Origin of the sequence: Heliomicrobium modesticaldum Ice1 (assembly GCF_000019165.1) — a bacterium.
GTDB classification, from domain to species: domain Bacteria; phylum Bacillota; class Desulfitobacteriia; order Heliobacteriales; family Heliobacteriaceae; genus Heliomicrobium; species Heliomicrobium modesticaldum.
The window spans coordinates 2390078-2407215 of sequence record NC_010337.2; the positions used below are offsets into that span (position 1 = coordinate 2390078).

Here is a 17138-nt window from a genome sequence, read left to right on the forward strand (position 1 = left end):
AAAGGTAAGGGAGGATTCAATGATGACACTGGAAGCGCTTATTGAACAGATCAAACCCTTGAATGCCGAAGCGATGAAAAAAGCGCAAGTCCACCTGGATGACCTGACCAAGCCTCGGGGCAGCCTGGGTGTCCTCGAAGATATGGCCAAACGTCTGGCCGGCATCTTTGGCGAGATCCCCAAGGAGCCTCTTCAAAAAGCGATCATCCTGATGGCCGGTGACCATGGCGTCATGGAAGAGGGGGTCAGTGCCTTCCCGCAGGAAGTGACGCCTCAGATGGTCATCAACTTCTCTAACGGCGGCGCTGGCATCAATGCTCTCGCCCGCCACGCCGGGGCGGACCTGATCTGTGTCGACGTAGGCATCGCCGTGGACATGCCTGAGCTTCCCGGTTTGATTCGGCGCAAAGTAGCCTATGGGACAAAAAACATGACCAAAGGTCCGGCCATGACCCGCGATGAGGCGATCCAGGCCATCCTCATCGGGGCCGAGGTGGTCGCCGACGCCGTTAAGCGCGGGGTGCGCATCGTCGGCACCGGAGAGATGGGTATCGGCAACACAACACCGTCGACTGCCATCATTGCGGCAATAGGCCAATTCGCTGTCGAGGATGTGGTCGGAAGAGGGACCGGCGTCAACGACAAGCAACTGCAAATCAAGATCGACGCCATCAAAGGTGCCCTGGAAGTGAACCAACCCGATCCCGCCGATGGCCTGGATGTGCTCGCCAAGGTAGGGGGTCTGGAGATCGCTGGTCTTGTTGGTGTCTGCCTCGGCGCAGCCGCTCAAGGGATTCCAGTGGTCATCGACGGTTTCATCTCCGGCGCAGCGGCGGTCATCGCCGGAACCATCTGTCCGCAGGCACGCGATTACATGATCGGTTCCCACCTCTCTGAGGAGCCTGGCCACAAGTTTATGCTCGATTACCTCGGTCTCAAGCCGATGCTGATGATGAACTTCCGTCTCGGCGAGGGCACCGGCGCGGCCTTATGCATGACCATGATCGATGCGGCTGTCAAGATCTCCAATGAAATGGCCACCTTCTCCAGCGCCGGCGTCAGCGAATCGATCGACTGATATGTTAGTCCGGCCATGGCTGCGTTTCCGTCTCGCCCTCTCCTTCTTCACCCGCCTGCCGGTAGGGGCTTTGGGGGAGAGTGGCGACGAAGATTTCGGCCGCTCCTTTGTCTACCTTCCTCTTGTCGGATTGCTGCTCGGTCTGCTCCTGAGCGGAGCGTCTTTGATCATCAGCGTTCTCTTCCCGCCGATCATCCTGCCGCCGCTCTTGCTGGCGTTGCATCTCTACCTGACCGGAGGGATTCATCTCGACGGGTTCATGGATACCTTTGACGGGATTTTCTCGGCCCGCAAGCCGGAACGGGTGCTCGAGATCATGCGTGATTCCCGTGTAGGCGCCCATTCTGTGTTGGCAGTGACGGTGTTGTTGATGACCAAGGCTGCCGCCATCTATGCCCTCTGGGAGTGGGGCCACCTCCCTGACCAGTGGCAGGTAAGCGGCCTCAATCAGATCTTCGATTGGCGACCGACCTGGAAGGTGATCTCCGGTTTATATGGTCAAGGCGTAAGCCCCCTCTGGATCACACTGCTGTGGATGCCTATGGCGGGACGCTGGGTCGTCGTCTATATGGTCAGTGGCTTCCCCTACGCCCGGAGCCAGGGGATGGCGTCGCTGTTCAACCGCTATATCGACAGATCGGTGCTGGCGGCAGGAACTCTTTTTGTCGCAGCGGTGGCCGGTCTTGTGGCCGGTCTCGCCGGATGGGTGTTCTTGGCTCTGCTTTGGCTCTTCTTCCGCTGGTGGGGCGGGAAACTCACTCGCTTCCTCGGCGGACTGACCGGCGACATCTACGGCGCCGGTTGTGAGATTGGTGAGGTACTTCTTCTCTTGACGGCGGTGCTCTTGTTGAGGTTTCTTTGAGTAAAGCACCGGTTTTGGCCCTGCAGGGGCGTCATTGATGACGATTCTTTCGTCGTTTTAACGAAAGTGTACGGTTCCCAAGGAAGATATCGGAAAGGAGGCATTTGGCGTGTACGGTCAGGCGCAGTTGCCAGCTACTTGCGGCGAATTGGCCCAGGGATTGATCGGGGGCCGGTTCTTGCACCTTACCTGTCCCATTGACGCCTGGGTCACAGCCAGTGCCTCCCTGACGCAGGGAAGCGGACGCATCGAGGGCTTAGCCGATCGACCCAAGGCCGCCCGGGCTGTTTCGACTTTGCTGGAAATTTGGAATCTGGAAGGACGATTTGACGTCCAGATCGACTTGGACAATCCTCTACCTTCCGGCAAAGGGCTGGCGACGAGCACTGCTGACATCTGCGCCGCTGCCTTCGCCGTCGCCCGGGCGCTGGGACGAGAATTGGCCCCGGCAGAGATGGGCCGTATTGCCATCGCCGTTGAACCTTCTGACGGCCTGTTTTTTCCGGGGATCGCCGTCTTCGATCATCGCAGCGGCGCCTGGGGCAAGACGGTCGGGATGCCGCCTATCCCGCCGCTGCACATCTTGGCCTATGACCTCGGCGGAGAGGTGGACACCATCGAATTCAACAGCCGGGCAGACCTGCTGGAAGCGAACCGCCAAAAAGAGGTTGCTGTCCGCCGGGCCTTCGCCCTGATCACCCAAGGCTTAAGGACCGGCGATCCGGGGCCGATTGGGGAAGGGGCTACCGTGAGCGCTCGAGCCAACCAGTCGATCCTGCCCAAAGAAGCCCTCGATGAGATCATCGGCGGCATCGGTGCCTTCGGCGCCGTCGGGGTTAATGTAGCCCATAGCGGGACCGTCCTGGGGGTACTTGTGCCGGACAGCAGTCGCCATCGTATCGGCGCCATCGTCAACTGGGTGGAGGCGCGTTTTCCTAAATGGAGTAGGCTAGGCCATTTCCGTCTCGTCGGCGGCGGTCCCCGGTTCACGAAAATAAGCCGGTGGGGGAAGGATGCGGCTTTATGACAGCGAAAAAAGCGGAATCGGCGCCCTACCGGCACGGTGGCGATGTGTGGAGCGCCACCTGGGATGGAAAGATCCCCATGGAGGAGATCCTGGACCTGAGCGCCAATATCAATTTTTTGGGCCTCTCGCCGCTGGTGAGACAAGCCATTGTGGAAAGCATCGACCAGGTCGTGCACTATCCCGACCCAAAATGCCGTCGATTGATCGAAGCACTGGCAGATCACCTGACCGTTCCGCCGGAATCGATCTGCGCCGGCAACGGCGCCGTCGACCTTCTCGATCACTGGCTTCATGCCGTGCAGGCTCGGCGTGTGCTCATCCCTGAACCGGGCTTCGGCCAGTATGAGCGGGCCGTGGTCGCTCAGGGTGGTGTGGCGGTGCCTTTGCCTCTCGACGAAAAGCGCCAGTTCCGCCTCGACGTGGAGGCATGGAAAAAAGCCCTCCGGGAGGAGGGTTGTGATACGGCCATCCTCTGTACACCTCATAACCCGGCAGGCTGGGTCTGGACAGAGAAGGAAAAACAGGCTGTTTTGGCTCATCTCGAATCATCACCGGTCCGCCTGCTGGTGGACGAATCTTTTCTCGATTTTCTCCCTGATGGTCGCGCTTTAAGTTGCTGCCCCCAAGCTTCCGAAAACGACCGATTGGCTGTCCTCTACTCTCTGACAAAGTTTTTTGCTATCCCCGGACTTCGCCTGGGCGCCTTGATCACCGACAGCGACATCATCAAAGGGATCGTCGCTCGGCGCGATCCCTGGGTTGTCAACCAACTGGCCCAGGCGGCGGGTGTTGCAGCGTTAGCGGACCGCGATTATCACCAAAAGACATGGGAACAGCTGCCTCAGGAGCGGAATTATCTCTTTGAGCAACTGTCAAAACTGCCCGGACTGACACCACTGCCGTCGGACTCCAATTTTTCCTTACTTTATGTCGCCGAAAGCGGGATCTCATCGACAGGTTGGACGGAAAGGTTACGACGCCGGGGCATTTTGGTTCGAAACTGCAATACCTTTCTATCATTAGGAGAACGCTATCTGAGACTGGCTGTCCGTGACAAGGCGGCCACCGACCGGCTGATAGAAGCCATGCGGGCGGTGCTCGCAGAGGAGGGAATGCTTTGACCCGTGTTTACTTGATCCGCCACGGCGAGACGGAGTGGAATCTGGCCCGGCGTTACCAGGGACACAGCGACGTGCTACTGAGCGAGAAGGGGCGTGAGCAGGCCCGCTTGCTGGTGCGGCGGCTGGCCGGTGAAAAAATCGACCGTGTCTTCGCCAGTGATTTGAGCCGTGCCATCGAAACGGCGCGCGCTATCGCGGAAGGGCACAACACCGCCTTGATCCTTGAACCGCGTTTTCGGGAGTGCAACTTCGGCGCCTGGGAAGGGATGACCTTTACAGAGATCGAGAAGGCCTACCCGGAAGAGATCAAAACCTGGCACACGGCGCCGGGCCGGTTGCAACTGCCGGGCGGCGAGAGTTTCGCCATCGTCCAGTGCCGCGCCTATGAGGCGATGATGGAGTTGGTGAAAAAACACGAAGGGGAGGGGATCGCTATCGTCGCCCATGGGGGGACGATTCGAACCCTGCTCTGCGCCATCTTGGAAGTGGACCTCGATCGGGCCTGGCAGTTTCGCCAGGAAAACACGGCGCTGAACATCATCGAGTTTTACGAAGGCAAAGGCATCATCGAGCGGATCAATGACGTGACCCACCTGATTCCGGGGGCTTTTCCTGACGGCAAAAGCTGGGTAGAATAGTACTGGAATTGTAATGGATGGGGGGATTTATGTGCCGTCCCTACAGTCGCCCGGTTTTTGGCAACGGATGCGGCTGCTGCTCAACCTGCCCCGCTCGACCCGGCTTCTCTACGCCCTGCTGAGGGACAACCGGGTGCCGATAGTAAATAAGGCGCTTTTTCTCGGCCTGAGCCTGATGTATCTGCTCTGGCCTCTTGACCTGTTTCCCGACCTGATTCCCCTGCTAGGGGAGTTAGATGATATCACGGTCATCCTGTTTTTGATCGACCGGTTTGTCGCCTCTGTGCCGAATTATGTGGTCTATGAGTATCTGGATCGCTTTGAGTAGGCCGGAACCTGTTGCGCTGACTGTTGTTATGTTAATGAGAAAAACCTTCTATCTGTCTGAAGATCAGAAGGTTTTTGCTTTTTTCCGCCGCAACATTTTGGACATTGGTAGGGGATGATCGCTATAAGGCGCGTTGCCAGCGCTGCCATCGGCTTGGGGTACAGAAATAATTTTCAATCGCCCGTCTTTTTGTGGTAAAATGAAGGGTAAGAGTCTGGGGGCGGTTTCCACTGGCCGATGATGGTTTCTGCAACCTTGGATAATCTATATGAATCGGAGTAGAGTAGGAGAGAGGGACAGGGATTCCGGTCCTGGAAAGGAGATGGTCACGTGAGTGGCTTGCTAAACATCGCAGAAGGATTGACTTTTGATGACGTGTTGCTCGTACCTGCCAAATCGGAGGTGCTTCCCCGGGATGTGGACACGCATACCTGGCTGACCCGGCGCATCCGTTTAAATATCCCGATCATGTCTGCCGGCATGGATACGGTCACCGATTCGCGCATGGCGATCGCCATGGCTCGAGAAGGCGGCATCGGTGTCATCCACAAAAATATGACCATTGACCAGCAGGCCCATGAGGTTGATCGAGTAAAACGGTCAGAGCATGGCGTCATCACCGACCCGATCTACCTGTCGCCGCAACATAAGGTCACCGACGCGCTGGCGATCATGGAGCGGTATCACATCTCCGGCGTGCCGATCGCTGATGAAGAGGGGAAACTGGTCGGCATCCTGACCAACCGCGACTTGCGCTTTGAGACCAACTTCGACATACCTATCGCGACCGTCATGACCAAGGACAACCTGGTTACGGCCCCAGTCGGCACCTCTTTGGCCGAAGCGAAGGAGATTCTCCGCCTCCATAAGGTGGAAAAGCTCCCCATTGTCGACAATGAAGGCCACCTTAAAGGTCTGATCACCATCAAAGACATTCAAAAGGCCCGCCAGTACCCGAATTCCACGAAGGATGAGCGCGGGCGCCTGCGCGTCTGCGCCGCCGTCGGCGTGACGGCCGATACGATGGAGCGGGTGAAGGCGCTTGTCTCCGTTGGCGTTGACGCTATCGTCGTCGATACGGCCCATGGTCACTCTCGCGGCGTCTTGAACACGGTAGAAAAAATCAAAGGTGAGTTTCCGCAGATCGACGTGATCGCCGGCAATGTGGCCACCTATGAAGCTACGGTCGACCTGATCGCCGCCGGCGCGGATTGCGTCAAGGTGGGCATCGGCCCCGGATCCATCTGCACGACCCGCGTCGTCGCCGGTATCGGCGTGCCTCAGATCACGGCCATCGCCGATTGTGCCCGCGCCGCTCGGGAACGGAACATTCCCATCATCGGCGACGGCGGCATCAAGTTCTCCGGCGACGTGACCAAGGCTATTGCCGCCGGAGCCAATGTGGTCATGATCGGCAGCCTCCTCGCGGGCACCGAGGAAAGCCCCGGGGACATCGAGATCTACCAAGGGCGGAGCTTCAAGGTCTACCGCGGCATGGGCTCCCTGGGCGCCATGAAGGAAGGTTCGAAAGACCGCTACTTCCAGGAAGATGACAAGAAACTGGTCCCCGAAGGTATCGAGGGCCGCGTTCCCTACAAAGGTCCCCTGGCCGATACAGTTTTCCAACTCGTCGGAGGTCTGCGTTCAGGCATGGGCTACTGTGGTTGCGTCAATATCGAGGAGTTGATGACGAAGACCCGCTTCATCCGCATCACCGCCGCTGGTCTGCGGGAAAGTCATCCCCACGACGTGACGATCACGAAGGAAGCGCCCAACTACAGCCTTTAGGAGCGTGTCTCATGGGAAATTATCACTTGGCTGGCACAGAATACGTCACCTCCGACCCCCGGGAAACGATCCTGGGGGTCGCCCTTGCTTCCCTGATCGGCCAGCAGGGGATCCTTAGCCTGAAGACAGGCCAACATACCGCGATCTGGAGGAGCGCTTGCGTCATCGATGCCGTCATTCGGCGAGAAGAGCGGATCGAAGAAGGCCACTTGACTGTGGAGCAAGTGGCCTTCCAATTGGTTCCCCGGACTTATTCAGAAGAACCGGGCCAGAAAAGCAATCTGAACGCGGACGCGGAAGTCGAATGGGATAGGGGAGTAAAAAGGGACGCAGAGAAGAAGCCGCAACGTCATCTTAATTGGGAAGTCACCCTGCCCGTCGACCAGTTTGTCGAGGTGGAAGTCTTTCCTCGGGAGACAAACCTGCACTTTCAAGGTTACACCTGGTCATGGAGGCCTCGATGAGCCCTATCCGGCTGGTGGCTATGGATTTGGACGGCACACTCTTGGACGAAAAAAGGCGCATACCCGAACCGGTCGCCCGACGGATCGCCGAGCTCCGGGGCAAGGGCGTCATCTTTACCGTTGCGACGGGACGGATCTACCCTTCGGCATTGCCCTATGCAAAGCAACTGGAACTAGAGGCGCCGATGATCACCTGCAATGGCGCCATGATCCGCCATCCCGCAGACGGTCGCATCATCTGCCACCGGACAGTAGAGGCGAAACAGGCCCTAGCGGTGCTGCAATTTTTGAAAGCAAAAAACAGTGACGCCCTGCGCTATTCCTTTCACGGTGACGAGGTCTATACAGATACGCCGCATGAGTACACGACCAGCTATGAGCGTGGACTTGGCCTTTCTTTCACTTTTGTCGACGATCTGACTGCGCACCTGGCTAAGGAGCCGGAGCGCCACCCGACCATGTTGGTTCTGATGACGGACCCGGCGGTCACACCGGCTTTGACGCAAGACATCCTGGCGCACCTCAACGGCACCGTCACCATCACCAATTCGCACGATTACTTTATCGAAATCCTTCATCCTGAGGCCTCAAAAGGGGCGGCATTGGCCCAACTGGCAGCGTCCTTTTCGATCGATCGGAGTGAAGTGCTTGCCATCGGCGACAACCGGAACGATCTAACCATGATCCATTGGGCCGGCCAAGGCGTCTTTGTGGCGAACGCGCCAGAGGTCTTGCATCAGGCGGCCGATTATGTCACCTCCGCCTCCAACTCGATGGGTGTATTGGAGGCCTTGAACTACTTTTTCCCTTAAGTTTTTTTTGGTACTGGATGCTCTCTTTTTGTTCGCGTCAATCGTTACGCCTATGAACAAGCCGTTGATGAACGAATCGTACCCGCTTGGAGCCCTTTTTGCGCCATTGTCTCTGCCGGTCTTCAGTGCCTTTGTTTGCCTTTTTTAAGAGGATTTGATGTTCGATTTGTCGAAAGAAGCATTAAAGTACACGTACCGGAGGATTTGAAGCGCAATGAATATGCATGCGGCCCGCCTACGACAGTTGCCGGGATTTGAACCGGGTGAGGGAAAGAATCTGACCGTAGGCCTCGACATCGGTTTCGGCTATGTGAAGGTCGTTGCCGGAAACGGCCGATGGGCACTTTTTCCCAGCATCGTCGGCGAAGGCCGGGAACTGCACATCCTATCCGGCTTCGGCTCTAACGATCCCATAGACAACCTCGTCGTTGACGTCGATGGACGGCGCTATTTTGTGGGCAATCTCGCCCTGCGTGAGACGGAAGCAGAACTCGACATCGACCCCGATAAGATCTTCAACATCGATTTTGAGGTGCTCGTGTACACGGCATTGGCTCTGGTCAGCGACAAGTCTGATCAGGATGTAAATATCTACCTTGGTCTGCCGATCAACTTTTACCGCACCCAGAAAGCGCGCTTCGAGGATAAGCTGCGCGCCCACCAGATGTCCCGCTTCGTCAAAATCCTAGGGCAGGACGTGCGGCTGATCCGCATCGGTAACTTTGAGATTTTCCCTCAGGCCGGTGGCGCCATCTTCAACCAGATCCTCGATTTTCGTTCCGAAGTCCGCACACCCCGTCTCGCCCGAGGCAAGATCGGCATCATCGACGGGGGAACAAAGACAACCGACTGTATCTACATGGAAGACCTGAAGTTCGTCGACCAGCGCAGCTTCTCAGTCAATGACGGCGGCACCCACAAGATCCTTATGGATATTCGGGACTTTTTGATGAAAAACTTTGATCATTACTATCCTCGCCTCGCCGAAGTAGACCAGATGCTCAGGGAACGGAAGGTGGAGGTCAAGGGAAAGGTTTATGATCTCTCCTCGGTGATCGACGCGTCGGCCTCCCGTGTGGCGAGAAAAATCGTCCGGGAGATCGCGGCGAAATGGCCGAACCACATGGAATTCCGGGCCATGATCCTCGTTGGCGGCGGCGGCTATGTGATGCATCCCTTCTTGAAGGAGATCTTTCCCGATATTCTACTCGTCCAGGATGAGTTTGAAGGTGAAGCGGTGACTGGCGGTTGGAACGTCATTCAATTCGCCAACGCCCTTGGTTTCTTAAAACTGGCCGTCATGCGTTACGGAGAAAAGAAATGAGGCATTTCCGCGTCGATCTTCGATTGGAAGAAGGCAATCCCCGGGAGGCCCAGCTCATCTGGTGGCTTGAGCAGTTGAGGGACCCCGCCGCCGTCATCCGGCAGATTCTTCTCGGCAACGGCGTTCCTCCTTGGGCCGCCCAGCCATGTCCAGCCCTTTTCTCATCTCCGTCTGCGCCTCCGCTCACTCTGCCGACCTCGTCGATAGAGGAGAGCGAAACGGGCATCTTTGTGGAGAAGGAACTGGAGAAGGCCGAGTCGCGACTCGTGGGGCTGTCCGAACTGGATGGGGCGAATGAAGAGGATCTGGATCCTGAAACAATAAAAAAGGGACTCCAAAACGTATTCGGTTAAAAATGCATTCAGTTAAAAAGGAGATACCATGAGCATAACACAGGAACCTAACGGCAAGGCAAGCGCCATTGCCAAGGCCCATCCCAGCACGACAACCTACGGTCGCGGCAATGCCGGCACTGGTGGAAAGAGGAGAGGCGGCATCGACGGTAACGGCAAGGGAAGTGGCAGCGCCAAAGCCGCACCGGCTCCTCCTGCCGTTGCGAACGGCGATGCCGCGCCTGTCTCCGCAGTTGCGGCGAAGGGCACTGCCAAGATGCCGATGAGCCGTCCGAAAAAAAGCGGCTACCGTCCCCGCCGCGGCAAGACAAAATCGAAGCCCACGTCAAATCTACCGACAGTAAGTGTCATTCCCCTCGGTGGAGTCGGCGAAGTGGGCAAGAACATGCTCGTCATCGAGTATGGCGATGACATCATCGTCATCGACTCGGGCGTCAAGTTTCCCGGCGAAGAACTGCTGGGTATCGACCTGGTCATCCCTGACATCACCTATCTTGTTCAGAACGCGGACAGGGTGCGAGGGATTTTTCTCACCCACGGACACGAAGACCACATCGGTGGTCTACCTTTCACGCTCAAACAAATCCAGGTGCCCGTCTATGGCACCCGGCTGACCTTGGGCCTCGTCAAAAACAAGTTGACCGAACACGGACTGATCCGAGAGGCCAAGCTGCATGAGATCACGGCCGACGACGTGGTGAACGTAGGCGCCTTCCAGTTGGAATTCTTCCGTGTCAACCACTCCATCCCTGACGGCATCGGTATCGCCATCCGCACCCCGGCGGGGTTGATCGTTCACTCAGGCGACTTCAAGCTCGACCAGACGCCGGTCGACGATAAGGTTCTCGAATTTAGCAAATTGGCCCGTTACGGTGACGAAGGCGTCCTGCTCTTCATCTGCGACTCCACCAACGTGGAACGGCCGGGCTACACCCCGTCGGAACGGACTGTCGGCGACACCTTCCGCTCTGTCTTCGCTAAGACAGACAGCCGCATCATCATCGCCACCTTCGCCTCCAACGTTCACCGTATCCAACAGGTGATCGACACGGCGGCTGAGTTCAACCGCAAGGTGGCTGTCGTGGGCCGCAGCATGGTGACCGTCGTCGACGTGTCCCAGCAGCTCGGCTACCTGAACATCCCAAGAGGGATGCTGATCGAGGCCGAGGAGATCGACCGACTCCCCGACAACCAGGTCACCATCATTACAACCGGCTCCCAGGGTGAGCCGATGGCGGCGCTGACCCGCATGGCTACCAACAACCACCGCCAGGTGGCGATCCGCCAGGGCGACACGGTGATCATCTCGGCCACGCCGATCCCGGGCAACGAAAAACTCGTCTCCCGGACCATCGACAACCTCTTCCGCATCGGCGCTGACGTGGTCTACAAGGAAGTGGCCAATGTCCACGTCTCCGGTCACGCCGCCCAGCAGGAGATCAAGCTCATGCTCAACTTCCTGCGCCCCAAGTACGTCATTCCCTTCCACGGCGAATACCGCCATCAGGCCACCTTCGCCAAGCTGGGACAGACGATGGGCATCCCTGACGAGCATATCCTCCGCGTCAACATCGGCGAACGCTACGAATTGAACGAGGAAATGGTCCAACTGACCGGCACTGTCGAGGCCGGCAGCGTCATGGTTGACGGCATCGGCGTCGGCGACGTGGGCAATATCGTCCTGCGCGACCGTCACCACCTAGCCCAGGACGGCGTCGTCATCGCCGTTGTCACCATCGACAAGGAAAACGGCAATGTCCTTGCCGGACCGGACCTCGTCTCCCGCGGTTTCGTCTTCGTCCGCGAGGCGGGTGACATGCTCGGTGAAGCCAAGTCGCGCGTCAAAGAGGCCTTGACGGGTCGCAATACGGGGACGACGGAATGGTCAGTGTTGAAGAACCTGATCCGGGACACGCTGAATGAGTTCTTTTACCAGAAGACGAAACGGCGTCCGATTGTGTTGCCCATAATAATGGAAATTTAATTCTAAGTATGAAAAAGCCTTCGTTCCGCCTGTAATGATGCAACGAAGGCTTTTTCATTCCTATGTCCTTGAACAAGCCGGGCAGTGAGTTTCAAGGCTCATGTTTTGATTGCAGAAGATCATGATGGAGCCTTGAGTTGCCCCCTCAACTCCCCCAACCAACGCCCGATCTGCTTCTCTCGACCATTCTCCGAGGGAGTGTAGAACCGGGCCTTTTCCATTTCTGGCGGCAAGTAGCTTTGCCGGACATAGCCGCCGTAATCATGGGGGTACTTGTACCCAACACCGCTTCCGAGGAGTGCGCCGGACTTGCTGTGGGAAGAATCAGCCAGATGGCGAGGGACCTCAATACATTTCGCTTCCCGCACCGCACGCAACGCCTTGTCAATAGATTCCTTGGCGCCGTTACTCTTTGGAGCACAAGCCAGGTAGATAGTGGCTTCGGCCAGAGGGATGCGCCCTTCCGGCAAGCCGACGAATTTGACAGCTTCGGCAGCTGCTTGGGCGACGACGAGGGCCATCGGATCGGCCATGCCGATGTCTTCAGCAGCATGGATAACGATCCGGCGGGCGATGAAGAGGGGATCCTCACCAGCTTCTAACATCACCGCAAGCCAGTAAAGGGCTGCATCAGGGTCAGAACCGCGGATGCTCTTGATGAAGGCGGAGATCGTGTCGTAGTGACGGTCTCCTTTTTTGTCGTAGTAGACGGCAACACGGCCTGTCACCTCGGCGACTTCGGATGCCCCAATCGGTTGATCCGTGTCACCGTGAACACCGGCGACCATATCTAAGATCGTCAGCGCAGCACGAGCGTCTCCTTTGGCGGCCTGCACGATCAGAGCGAGCGCCTCTTCGGTGAGGGCGTTCCCCGATAGGCCCAGGCCCCGCTCACTATCGGTGAGCGCCCGTTTCAGGAGTGACAGAAGTTCCTCTTCCTTTAACGGCTGCAGAAGGTAGACTCGCAGGCGGGAGAGGAGGGCCGCGTTCAATTCATAAAGAGGGTTTTCTGTTGTGGCGCCGATCAGGATCAGGGTGCCGTCTTCCACAATCGGCAGGAGCAGGTCCTGCTGGGCCTTGTTGAAGCGGTGGATCTCATCAATAAAGAGGATCGTTCGTTTCTGGTTGAAGGAGAGGCGCTCCTCGGCCTCTTTGGCTACTTTTTTGATGTCACTTGTGTTGGCCGTCACGGCAGAGAGGGTGACAAAAGGACTTTCGGTTGTCTGGGCGATCAATCGGGCGATGGTCGTCTTGCCAGTTCCCGGCGGACCGTAGAGGATAAAGGACTGCAACTTGTCCTCATCGATCATGCGGCGAAAGAGGGAGCCTTTTTTTAGAAGATGCGACTGCCCGGAAACCTCGTCGAGGCTGCGCGGGCGCATGCGAAAGGCCAGGGGGCCTTCTTTGCTTTTTACAGCTTCACTTTGATAGGAAAAGAGGTCCATAGTAACAACCCCTACGCCCGATGCTTCTTCGCCCGCTCCCGCTGGTTGACATCCAAGATGCGCTTGCGCAGACGGATGTTTTTCGGCGTCACTTCGACGAGCTCGTCATCGTCAATCCACTCTAGGGCATCTTCCAAGGATAGGATGCGGGGCGGTTCGAGACGGATGGTGCCTTCAGAGCCGGAGGCGCGCATGTTCGTAAGGTGCTTGGCCTTGCAGACGTTGATGTCCATGTCCTGTTCCCGGGAGTTTTCGCCGACGATCATGCCTTGGTAAACATCTGTGCCAGGGGAGATGAAGAAGCGAATGCGCTCTTGCAGGTAACCCATTGCGTAGGCCGTAGAGCTGCCGGCTTCAAGGGCGACGGCAGCGCCGCGGCTGCGGCCCGGAATCTCGCCACGGTATTCGCCGTAGCCGTGGAAGAGATGGTGCATGATGCCGAAACCGCGCGTATCCGTGAGGAACTCAGTCCGGTAGCCGATGAGGCCCCGAGCGGGGATGACAAACTCCAGGCGGACTTGGCCGTTGCCGCTGTTGACCATGTTGGTCAGCTCGGCGCGGCGGGTGCCCAGTTTTTCCATGACGACGCCCATGTACTCTTCGGGCACGTCGATGGTCAGGTGCTCCAGCGGTTCCAGGAGGACGCCCTCTTCATCTTTGCGCAAGATGACCTGGGGTTTCGAGACGGCCAGCTCGTAGCCTTCGCGGCGCATCGTTTCAATCAAGATGGACAGGTGCAGTTCGCCCCGGCCGGAGACGAGGAAGACATCGGGGTCTTCCGTATCCTGGACACGCAAGGCCACGTTTTTCTCCAGTTCCTTGTAAAGGCGCGCCCGCAGGTGACGAGAGGTGACGTATTCGCCCTCCTTGCCGGCGAAGGGGCTCGTATTCGTCTGGAAGGTCATCTGTAGGGTGGGCTCGTCCACGTTGATGATCGGCAGGGGGGCGGGGTTAGCCGGGTCAGAGACGGTCTCACCGATGTGGACATTCTCAATGCCGGTGACACAGATGATATCGCCGACGGTCGCTTCTTCTGTGGCAACCCGCTTGAGACCCTGATAGGTGTAGATATTGAGCAGTTTGCCTCTGACGATGGCGCCGTCGCGCTTGCAGACGGAGACCTGCTGGCCGGCCCGCAGCTTGCCCTGGCGGATGCGGCCGATGGCCACGCGGCCCACATAGCTGTCGTAGTCGAGGGCGGAGACGAGCAACTGCACCGGGGCATTCTCGTCGCCTTCGGGGCAGGGAACCTTATCTACGATCGTTTTAAACAGCGGCTCCAAGGTGGTTCCCGGCTCATCCGCTTTCAGGCTGGCCCAGCCGGCGCGCCCGACAGCGTAAAGGACGGGGAACTCCAGTTGGTCGTCATCGGCGCCTAGTTCGATGAACAGTTCCAGGATCTCGTCGAGCACTTCCTCGGGGCGGGCGTCATTGCGGTCCATCTTGTTGATGACGACGATGGGGCAGAGGCCGGCTTCCAAAGCCTTGCGCAGGACGAACTTGGTCTGGGCCATGACGCCTTCGGCGCTGTCGACGAGCAGGATGGCGCCGTCGACCATGGAGAGGATGCGCTCCACCTCGCCGGAGAAATCGGCGTGGCCGGGCGTGTCGACGATGTTGATCTTGATGCCCTGGTAGGAGACGGCCGTGTTTTTGGCTAGGATGGTGATGCCCCGTTCCCGCTCCAGGTCGTTCGAGTCCATGACACAGTCCCGAACCTCTTCATTGGCTCGGAAGACGCCTGACTGGCGCAGGAGTCCGTCAACGAGGGTTGTTTTGCCGTGGTCGACGTGGGCGATGATGGCAATGTTCCGCAGATCTGTCCGTTTCAAACAATGATTCCTCCTAAATCTCATAAAAAAAGGATGTCCTTTTTCGACATCCGCAAATATCGCCATGGTAAATCGTAACGGGTTGCCGGCGATCTGTCAAGGGTCCGTGAAAATAAAGGGAGAAAAGGGGATGCTGTGGTCGTGATTTTTTTCTTAGAATGACTTTCTTGGAGAGGAATTCAGAAATTAACGCTGAATTAACATATGGAAGCGTTACCATAAACGTGGGCATCGCCCGCACCCTGGTGACGGGCAGATCGGGGACGATTGGCCTGATCCTGACCGATATGACCAACCTCTTTTTCCCTGAGGTGGTCTGGGCGCCGAGGATGAAGCCTACCGTCACGGCTACAACCGGATCCTCTGCAACTCCGATTGAGAACTGGAGAAGGAAATCCTCTATCTGGGCATACTACGCCAACAGTGTGTTGACGGGATCATCCTGGTCAGCACAAAGTGGACGGAGGTGCGCTTGGACAAGGAATGCCGCGCTTTGCCGCCTTTGGTCGTGATCGATCGCACCATCACGCTAGATACACTCGATCAATTCCAACAACGTCAGCGGCGCCCTTCAGGCGACAGAACATCTGATTTTTTAGGGATAGGACATATCGCCGGACCGGATCCTCCATCTCGGCACAGCAGCGACTGCCATGAACCAAGCCGATCTTTCGGTGAAACCGACCCTTGTCGTTGAAGGCGATCACCGCCTCGACGGGGGAAAGCGGGCTAATCTTCGTTCAGGAGGGGTGAATTATGACAAAGCCGCGTCTGCTCGTCATCGGCAGCATCAACGTAGATCTTGTGGCCTATGCTGAGCGGATTCCTCATACTGGGGAGACAGTCAAGGGAAAACAGTTTTCCACCATCCCAGGCGGCAAGGGCGCTAACCAGGCCATGGCGGCCAACCGTCTCGGCGCTGAGGTAACTTTTTTGGGCGCTGTCGGCGATGATGGTTACGGAAAGGATATGCTGCGATATTTCCGCGAAAATGGGTTGGACCCCTCGCGGGTAAAGCAGGTTCCCGGTTCCACCGGTGTAGCCATGATCGTCGTTGACGACGCCGGGAATAACCAGATCGTCGTCGTCCCCGGCGCCAACGATCAACTGAAACCAGCCGATCTGGAGGCCTGCGCCGACGATTTCTCTGCCGCCGACGTAGTGGTGATCCAACTGGAAACGCCCTTGGAGACAGTGGGGAAAGCGATTGAGCTGGCTGCTTTTGTGAAAAAACCTTTAATCCTCAACCCTGCACCGGCGCAAAAACTGCCTGAAGATTGGCTTCGCAGCGTTACCTACCTTGTGCCGAATGAGCACGAAGCGGCCCTGCTCGGCGGCGATCCAGGGCGCAACTTCGCTGACTTGCAGGAGAAAATGACGGGAACGCTGATCGTGACAATGGGCGAAAAGGGTGTCTTATTCAATGCCAGCGGCCTTAACGATAGCGGCGATAGCAACCTGCGCCGCATCCCTGCCTTCTCTGTCCCTGTCGTCGACACGACGGCCGCCGGCGACGCCTTCGTCGCCGGATTTGCTGTCGCACTGGCCGAAGGGCAACCGCTGGAGGAAGCCCTCCGCTTCGCCAGCGCCGTCGCTGCCTTGTCGGTGACGAAGGCGGGCGCCCAGACATCGCTGCCGCTCAGGGAAGAAGTCAATCGTTTTTTGGAGGGTCTTACATGAAAAAACAGGGCATCTTGCATCGCGATCTGGCTGCCCTGATCGCCAGCCTCGGCCACGGCGACCTGGTGGTGGTGGCCGACAGCGGCCTGCCTGTTCCGCCCGGTGTCCCCTGTATCGACTTGGCTGTAACCAAAGGGGTGCCGTCTTTTTTGCCGGTCCTTGAGGCTATCCTCTCGGAGATGGTCGTGGAAAACGCAACGGTGGCCGAAGAGTTAAAACCGAATGAACAAATCATTGAGGCCCTTGCCGGGCGCTTGAAGCCGGTGCAACTGCATTTCATCAACCACGAATCGCTGAAGACGTGTTGCCGTCAGGCCCGGGCCGTCATCCGGACAGGGGAGTGGACGCCCTACGCCAACATCCTCCTCTATGCCGGCGTCGCCTTTTGACGGCTGGGAGGGA

Annotated in this window: 16 protein-coding genes; 14 read left to right on the forward strand and 2 right to left on the reverse strand. The window is 57.7% G+C overall.

Features of this window, described 5'->3' with window-relative positions; genetic code table 11:
- The first annotated feature begins 19 nt into the window (after positions 1 to 19).
- The 12 genes from cobT (at position 20) to HM1_RS11050 (ending at position 11779) form a co-directional block, all read left to right on the forward strand.
- Entirely contained in the window at positions 20 to 1078 is a 1059-nt protein-coding gene (gene cobT / locus HM1_RS10995) for a nicotinate-nucleotide--dimethylbenzimidazole phosphoribosyltransferase (RefSeq protein ID WP_012283448.1), read from the forward strand.
- A gap of 1 nt (position 1079) precedes the next feature.
- The gene (locus HM1_RS14725) at positions 1080 to 1940 is read left to right on the forward strand and encodes an adenosylcobinamide-GDP ribazoletransferase (RefSeq protein ID WP_012283449.1); all 861 of its coding nucleotides are present in this window, start codon (positions 1080 to 1082) and stop codon (positions 1938 to 1940) included.
- A 109-nt stretch (positions 1941 to 2049) separates the two neighbouring features.
- Positions 2050 to 2967 (forward strand): GHMP family kinase ATP-binding protein, encoded by a 918-nt coding sequence (locus tag HM1_RS11005; protein ID WP_012283450.1) that lies wholly within the window; start codon positions 2050 to 2052, stop codon positions 2965 to 2967.
- A complete protein-coding gene (locus tag HM1_RS11010; RefSeq protein WP_012283451.1) occupies positions 2964 to 4088 on the forward strand; it encodes a pyridoxal phosphate-dependent aminotransferase in 1125 nt (374 codons plus the stop codon). The genes HM1_RS11005 and HM1_RS11010 overlap by 4 nt, the downstream gene beginning before the upstream one ends.
- Complete coding sequence (gene cobC / locus HM1_RS11015) at positions 4085 to 4726, forward strand: alpha-ribazole phosphatase (RefSeq protein ID WP_012283452.1); 642 nt, start codon at positions 4085 to 4087, stop codon at positions 4724 to 4726. The genes HM1_RS11010 and cobC overlap by 4 nt, the downstream gene beginning before the upstream one ends.
- 31 nt (positions 4727 to 4757) lie before the next feature.
- Positions 4758 to 5054: a YkvA family protein gene (locus HM1_RS11020; RefSeq protein WP_041313803.1), complete on the forward strand. Its 297-nt coding sequence runs from the start codon at positions 4758 to 4760 to the stop codon at positions 5052 to 5054.
- 330 nt (positions 5055 to 5384) lie between these two features.
- Positions 5385 to 6842 (forward strand): IMP dehydrogenase, encoded by a 1458-nt coding sequence (gene guaB, locus HM1_RS11025; protein ID WP_012283455.1) that lies wholly within the window; start codon positions 5385 to 5387, stop codon positions 6840 to 6842.
- A gap of 11 nt (positions 6843 to 6853) precedes the next feature.
- A complete protein-coding gene (locus HM1_RS11030; RefSeq protein ID WP_012283456.1) occupies positions 6854 to 7306 on the forward strand; it encodes a hypothetical protein in 453 nt (150 codons plus the stop codon).
- Complete coding sequence (locus HM1_RS11035; protein WP_041313805.1) at positions 7303 to 8118, forward strand: Cof-type HAD-IIB family hydrolase; 816 nt, start codon at positions 7303 to 7305, stop codon at positions 8116 to 8118. Before HM1_RS11030 ends, HM1_RS11035 begins: the two co-directional genes overlap by 4 nt.
- Before the next feature lie 214 nt (positions 8119 to 8332).
- Positions 8333 to 9442, forward strand: coding sequence for a ParM/StbA family protein (locus HM1_RS11040; RefSeq protein WP_012283458.1), 1110 nt, complete (start codon positions 8333 to 8335; stop codon positions 9440 to 9442).
- Complete coding sequence (locus HM1_RS11045; protein ID WP_012283459.1) at positions 9439 to 9795, forward strand: protein kinase family protein; 357 nt, start codon at positions 9439 to 9441, stop codon at positions 9793 to 9795. Before HM1_RS11040 ends, HM1_RS11045 begins: the two co-directional genes overlap by 4 nt.
- A 262-nt stretch (positions 9796 to 10057) precedes the next feature.
- Positions 10058 to 11779 carry a ribonuclease J gene (locus tag HM1_RS11050; RefSeq protein ID WP_012283460.1) on the forward strand — a complete coding sequence of 574 codons (1722 nt, stop codon included), beginning with the start codon at positions 10058 to 10060 and terminating at the stop codon, positions 11777 to 11779.
- Positions 11780 to 11898: 119 nt separating this feature from the next.
- On the opposite strand, the gene HM1_RS11055 is transcribed toward HM1_RS11050, so the two are convergent.
- Together HM1_RS11055 and typA are read right to left on the reverse strand one after the other, a co-directional pair.
- The gene (locus tag HM1_RS11055; RefSeq protein ID WP_012283461.1) at positions 11899 to 13224 is read right to left on the reverse strand and encodes a replication-associated recombination protein A; all 1326 of its coding nucleotides are present in this window, start codon (positions 13222 to 13224) and stop codon (positions 11899 to 11901) included.
- A gap of 11 nt (positions 13225 to 13235) precedes the next feature.
- The gene (gene typA / locus HM1_RS11060; RefSeq protein ID WP_012283462.1) at positions 13236 to 15056 is read right to left on the reverse strand and encodes a translational GTPase TypA; all 1821 of its coding nucleotides are present in this window, start codon (positions 15054 to 15056) and stop codon (positions 13236 to 13238) included.
- A 756-nt stretch (positions 15057 to 15812) separates the two neighbouring features.
- On the opposite strand from typA, the gene rbsK reads away from it, so the two are divergent.
- Together rbsK and rbsD are read left to right on the forward strand one after the other, a co-directional pair.
- The gene (gene rbsK, locus HM1_RS11065) at positions 15813 to 16736 is read left to right on the forward strand and encodes a ribokinase (protein ID WP_012283463.1); all 924 of its coding nucleotides are present in this window, start codon (positions 15813 to 15815) and stop codon (positions 16734 to 16736) included.
- Entirely contained in the window at positions 16733 to 17125 is a 393-nt protein-coding gene (gene rbsD / locus HM1_RS11070; protein WP_012283464.1) for a D-ribose pyranase, read from the forward strand. The genes rbsK and rbsD overlap by 4 nt, the downstream gene beginning before the upstream one ends.
- Positions 17126 to 17138 lie beyond the last annotated feature (13 nt).

Bases quoted from the DNA above. Each gene is read 5' to 3' on its own strand.
- cobT (WP_012283448.1), top strand. From the start codon at position 20: ATGATGACACTGGAAGCGCTTATTGAACAGATCAAACCCTTGAATGCC.
- HM1_RS14725 (WP_012283449.1), top strand. From the start codon at position 1,080: ATGTTAGTCCGGCCATGGCTGCGTTTCCGTCTCGCCCTCTCCTTCTTC.
- HM1_RS11010 (WP_012283451.1), top strand. From the start codon at position 2,964: ATGACAGCGAAAAAAGCGGAATCGGCGCCCTACCGGCACGGTGGCGAT.
- HM1_RS11030 (WP_012283456.1), top strand. From the start codon at position 6,854: ATGGGAAATTATCACTTGGCTGGCACAGAATACGTCACCTCCGACCCC.
- HM1_RS11035 (WP_041313805.1), top strand. From the start codon at position 7,303: ATGAGCCCTATCCGGCTGGTGGCTATGGATTTGGACGGCACACTCTTG.
- HM1_RS11040 (WP_012283458.1), top strand. From the start codon at position 8,333: ATGAATATGCATGCGGCCCGCCTACGACAGTTGCCGGGATTTGAACCG.
- HM1_RS11045 (WP_012283459.1), top strand. From the start codon at position 9,439: ATGAGGCATTTCCGCGTCGATCTTCGATTGGAAGAAGGCAATCCCCGG.
- HM1_RS11050 (WP_012283460.1), top strand. From the start codon at position 10,058: ATGAGCCGTCCGAAAAAAAGCGGCTACCGTCCCCGCCGCGGCAAGACA.
- HM1_RS11055 (WP_012283461.1), bottom strand. From the start codon at position 13,224: ATGGACCTCTTTTCCTATCAAAGTGAAGCTGTAAAAAGCAAAGAAGGC.
- rbsK (WP_012283463.1), top strand. From the start codon at position 15,813: ATGACAAAGCCGCGTCTGCTCGTCATCGGCAGCATCAACGTAGATCTT.
- rbsD (WP_012283464.1), top strand. From the start codon at position 16,733: ATGAAAAAACAGGGCATCTTGCATCGCGATCTGGCTGCCCTGATCGCC.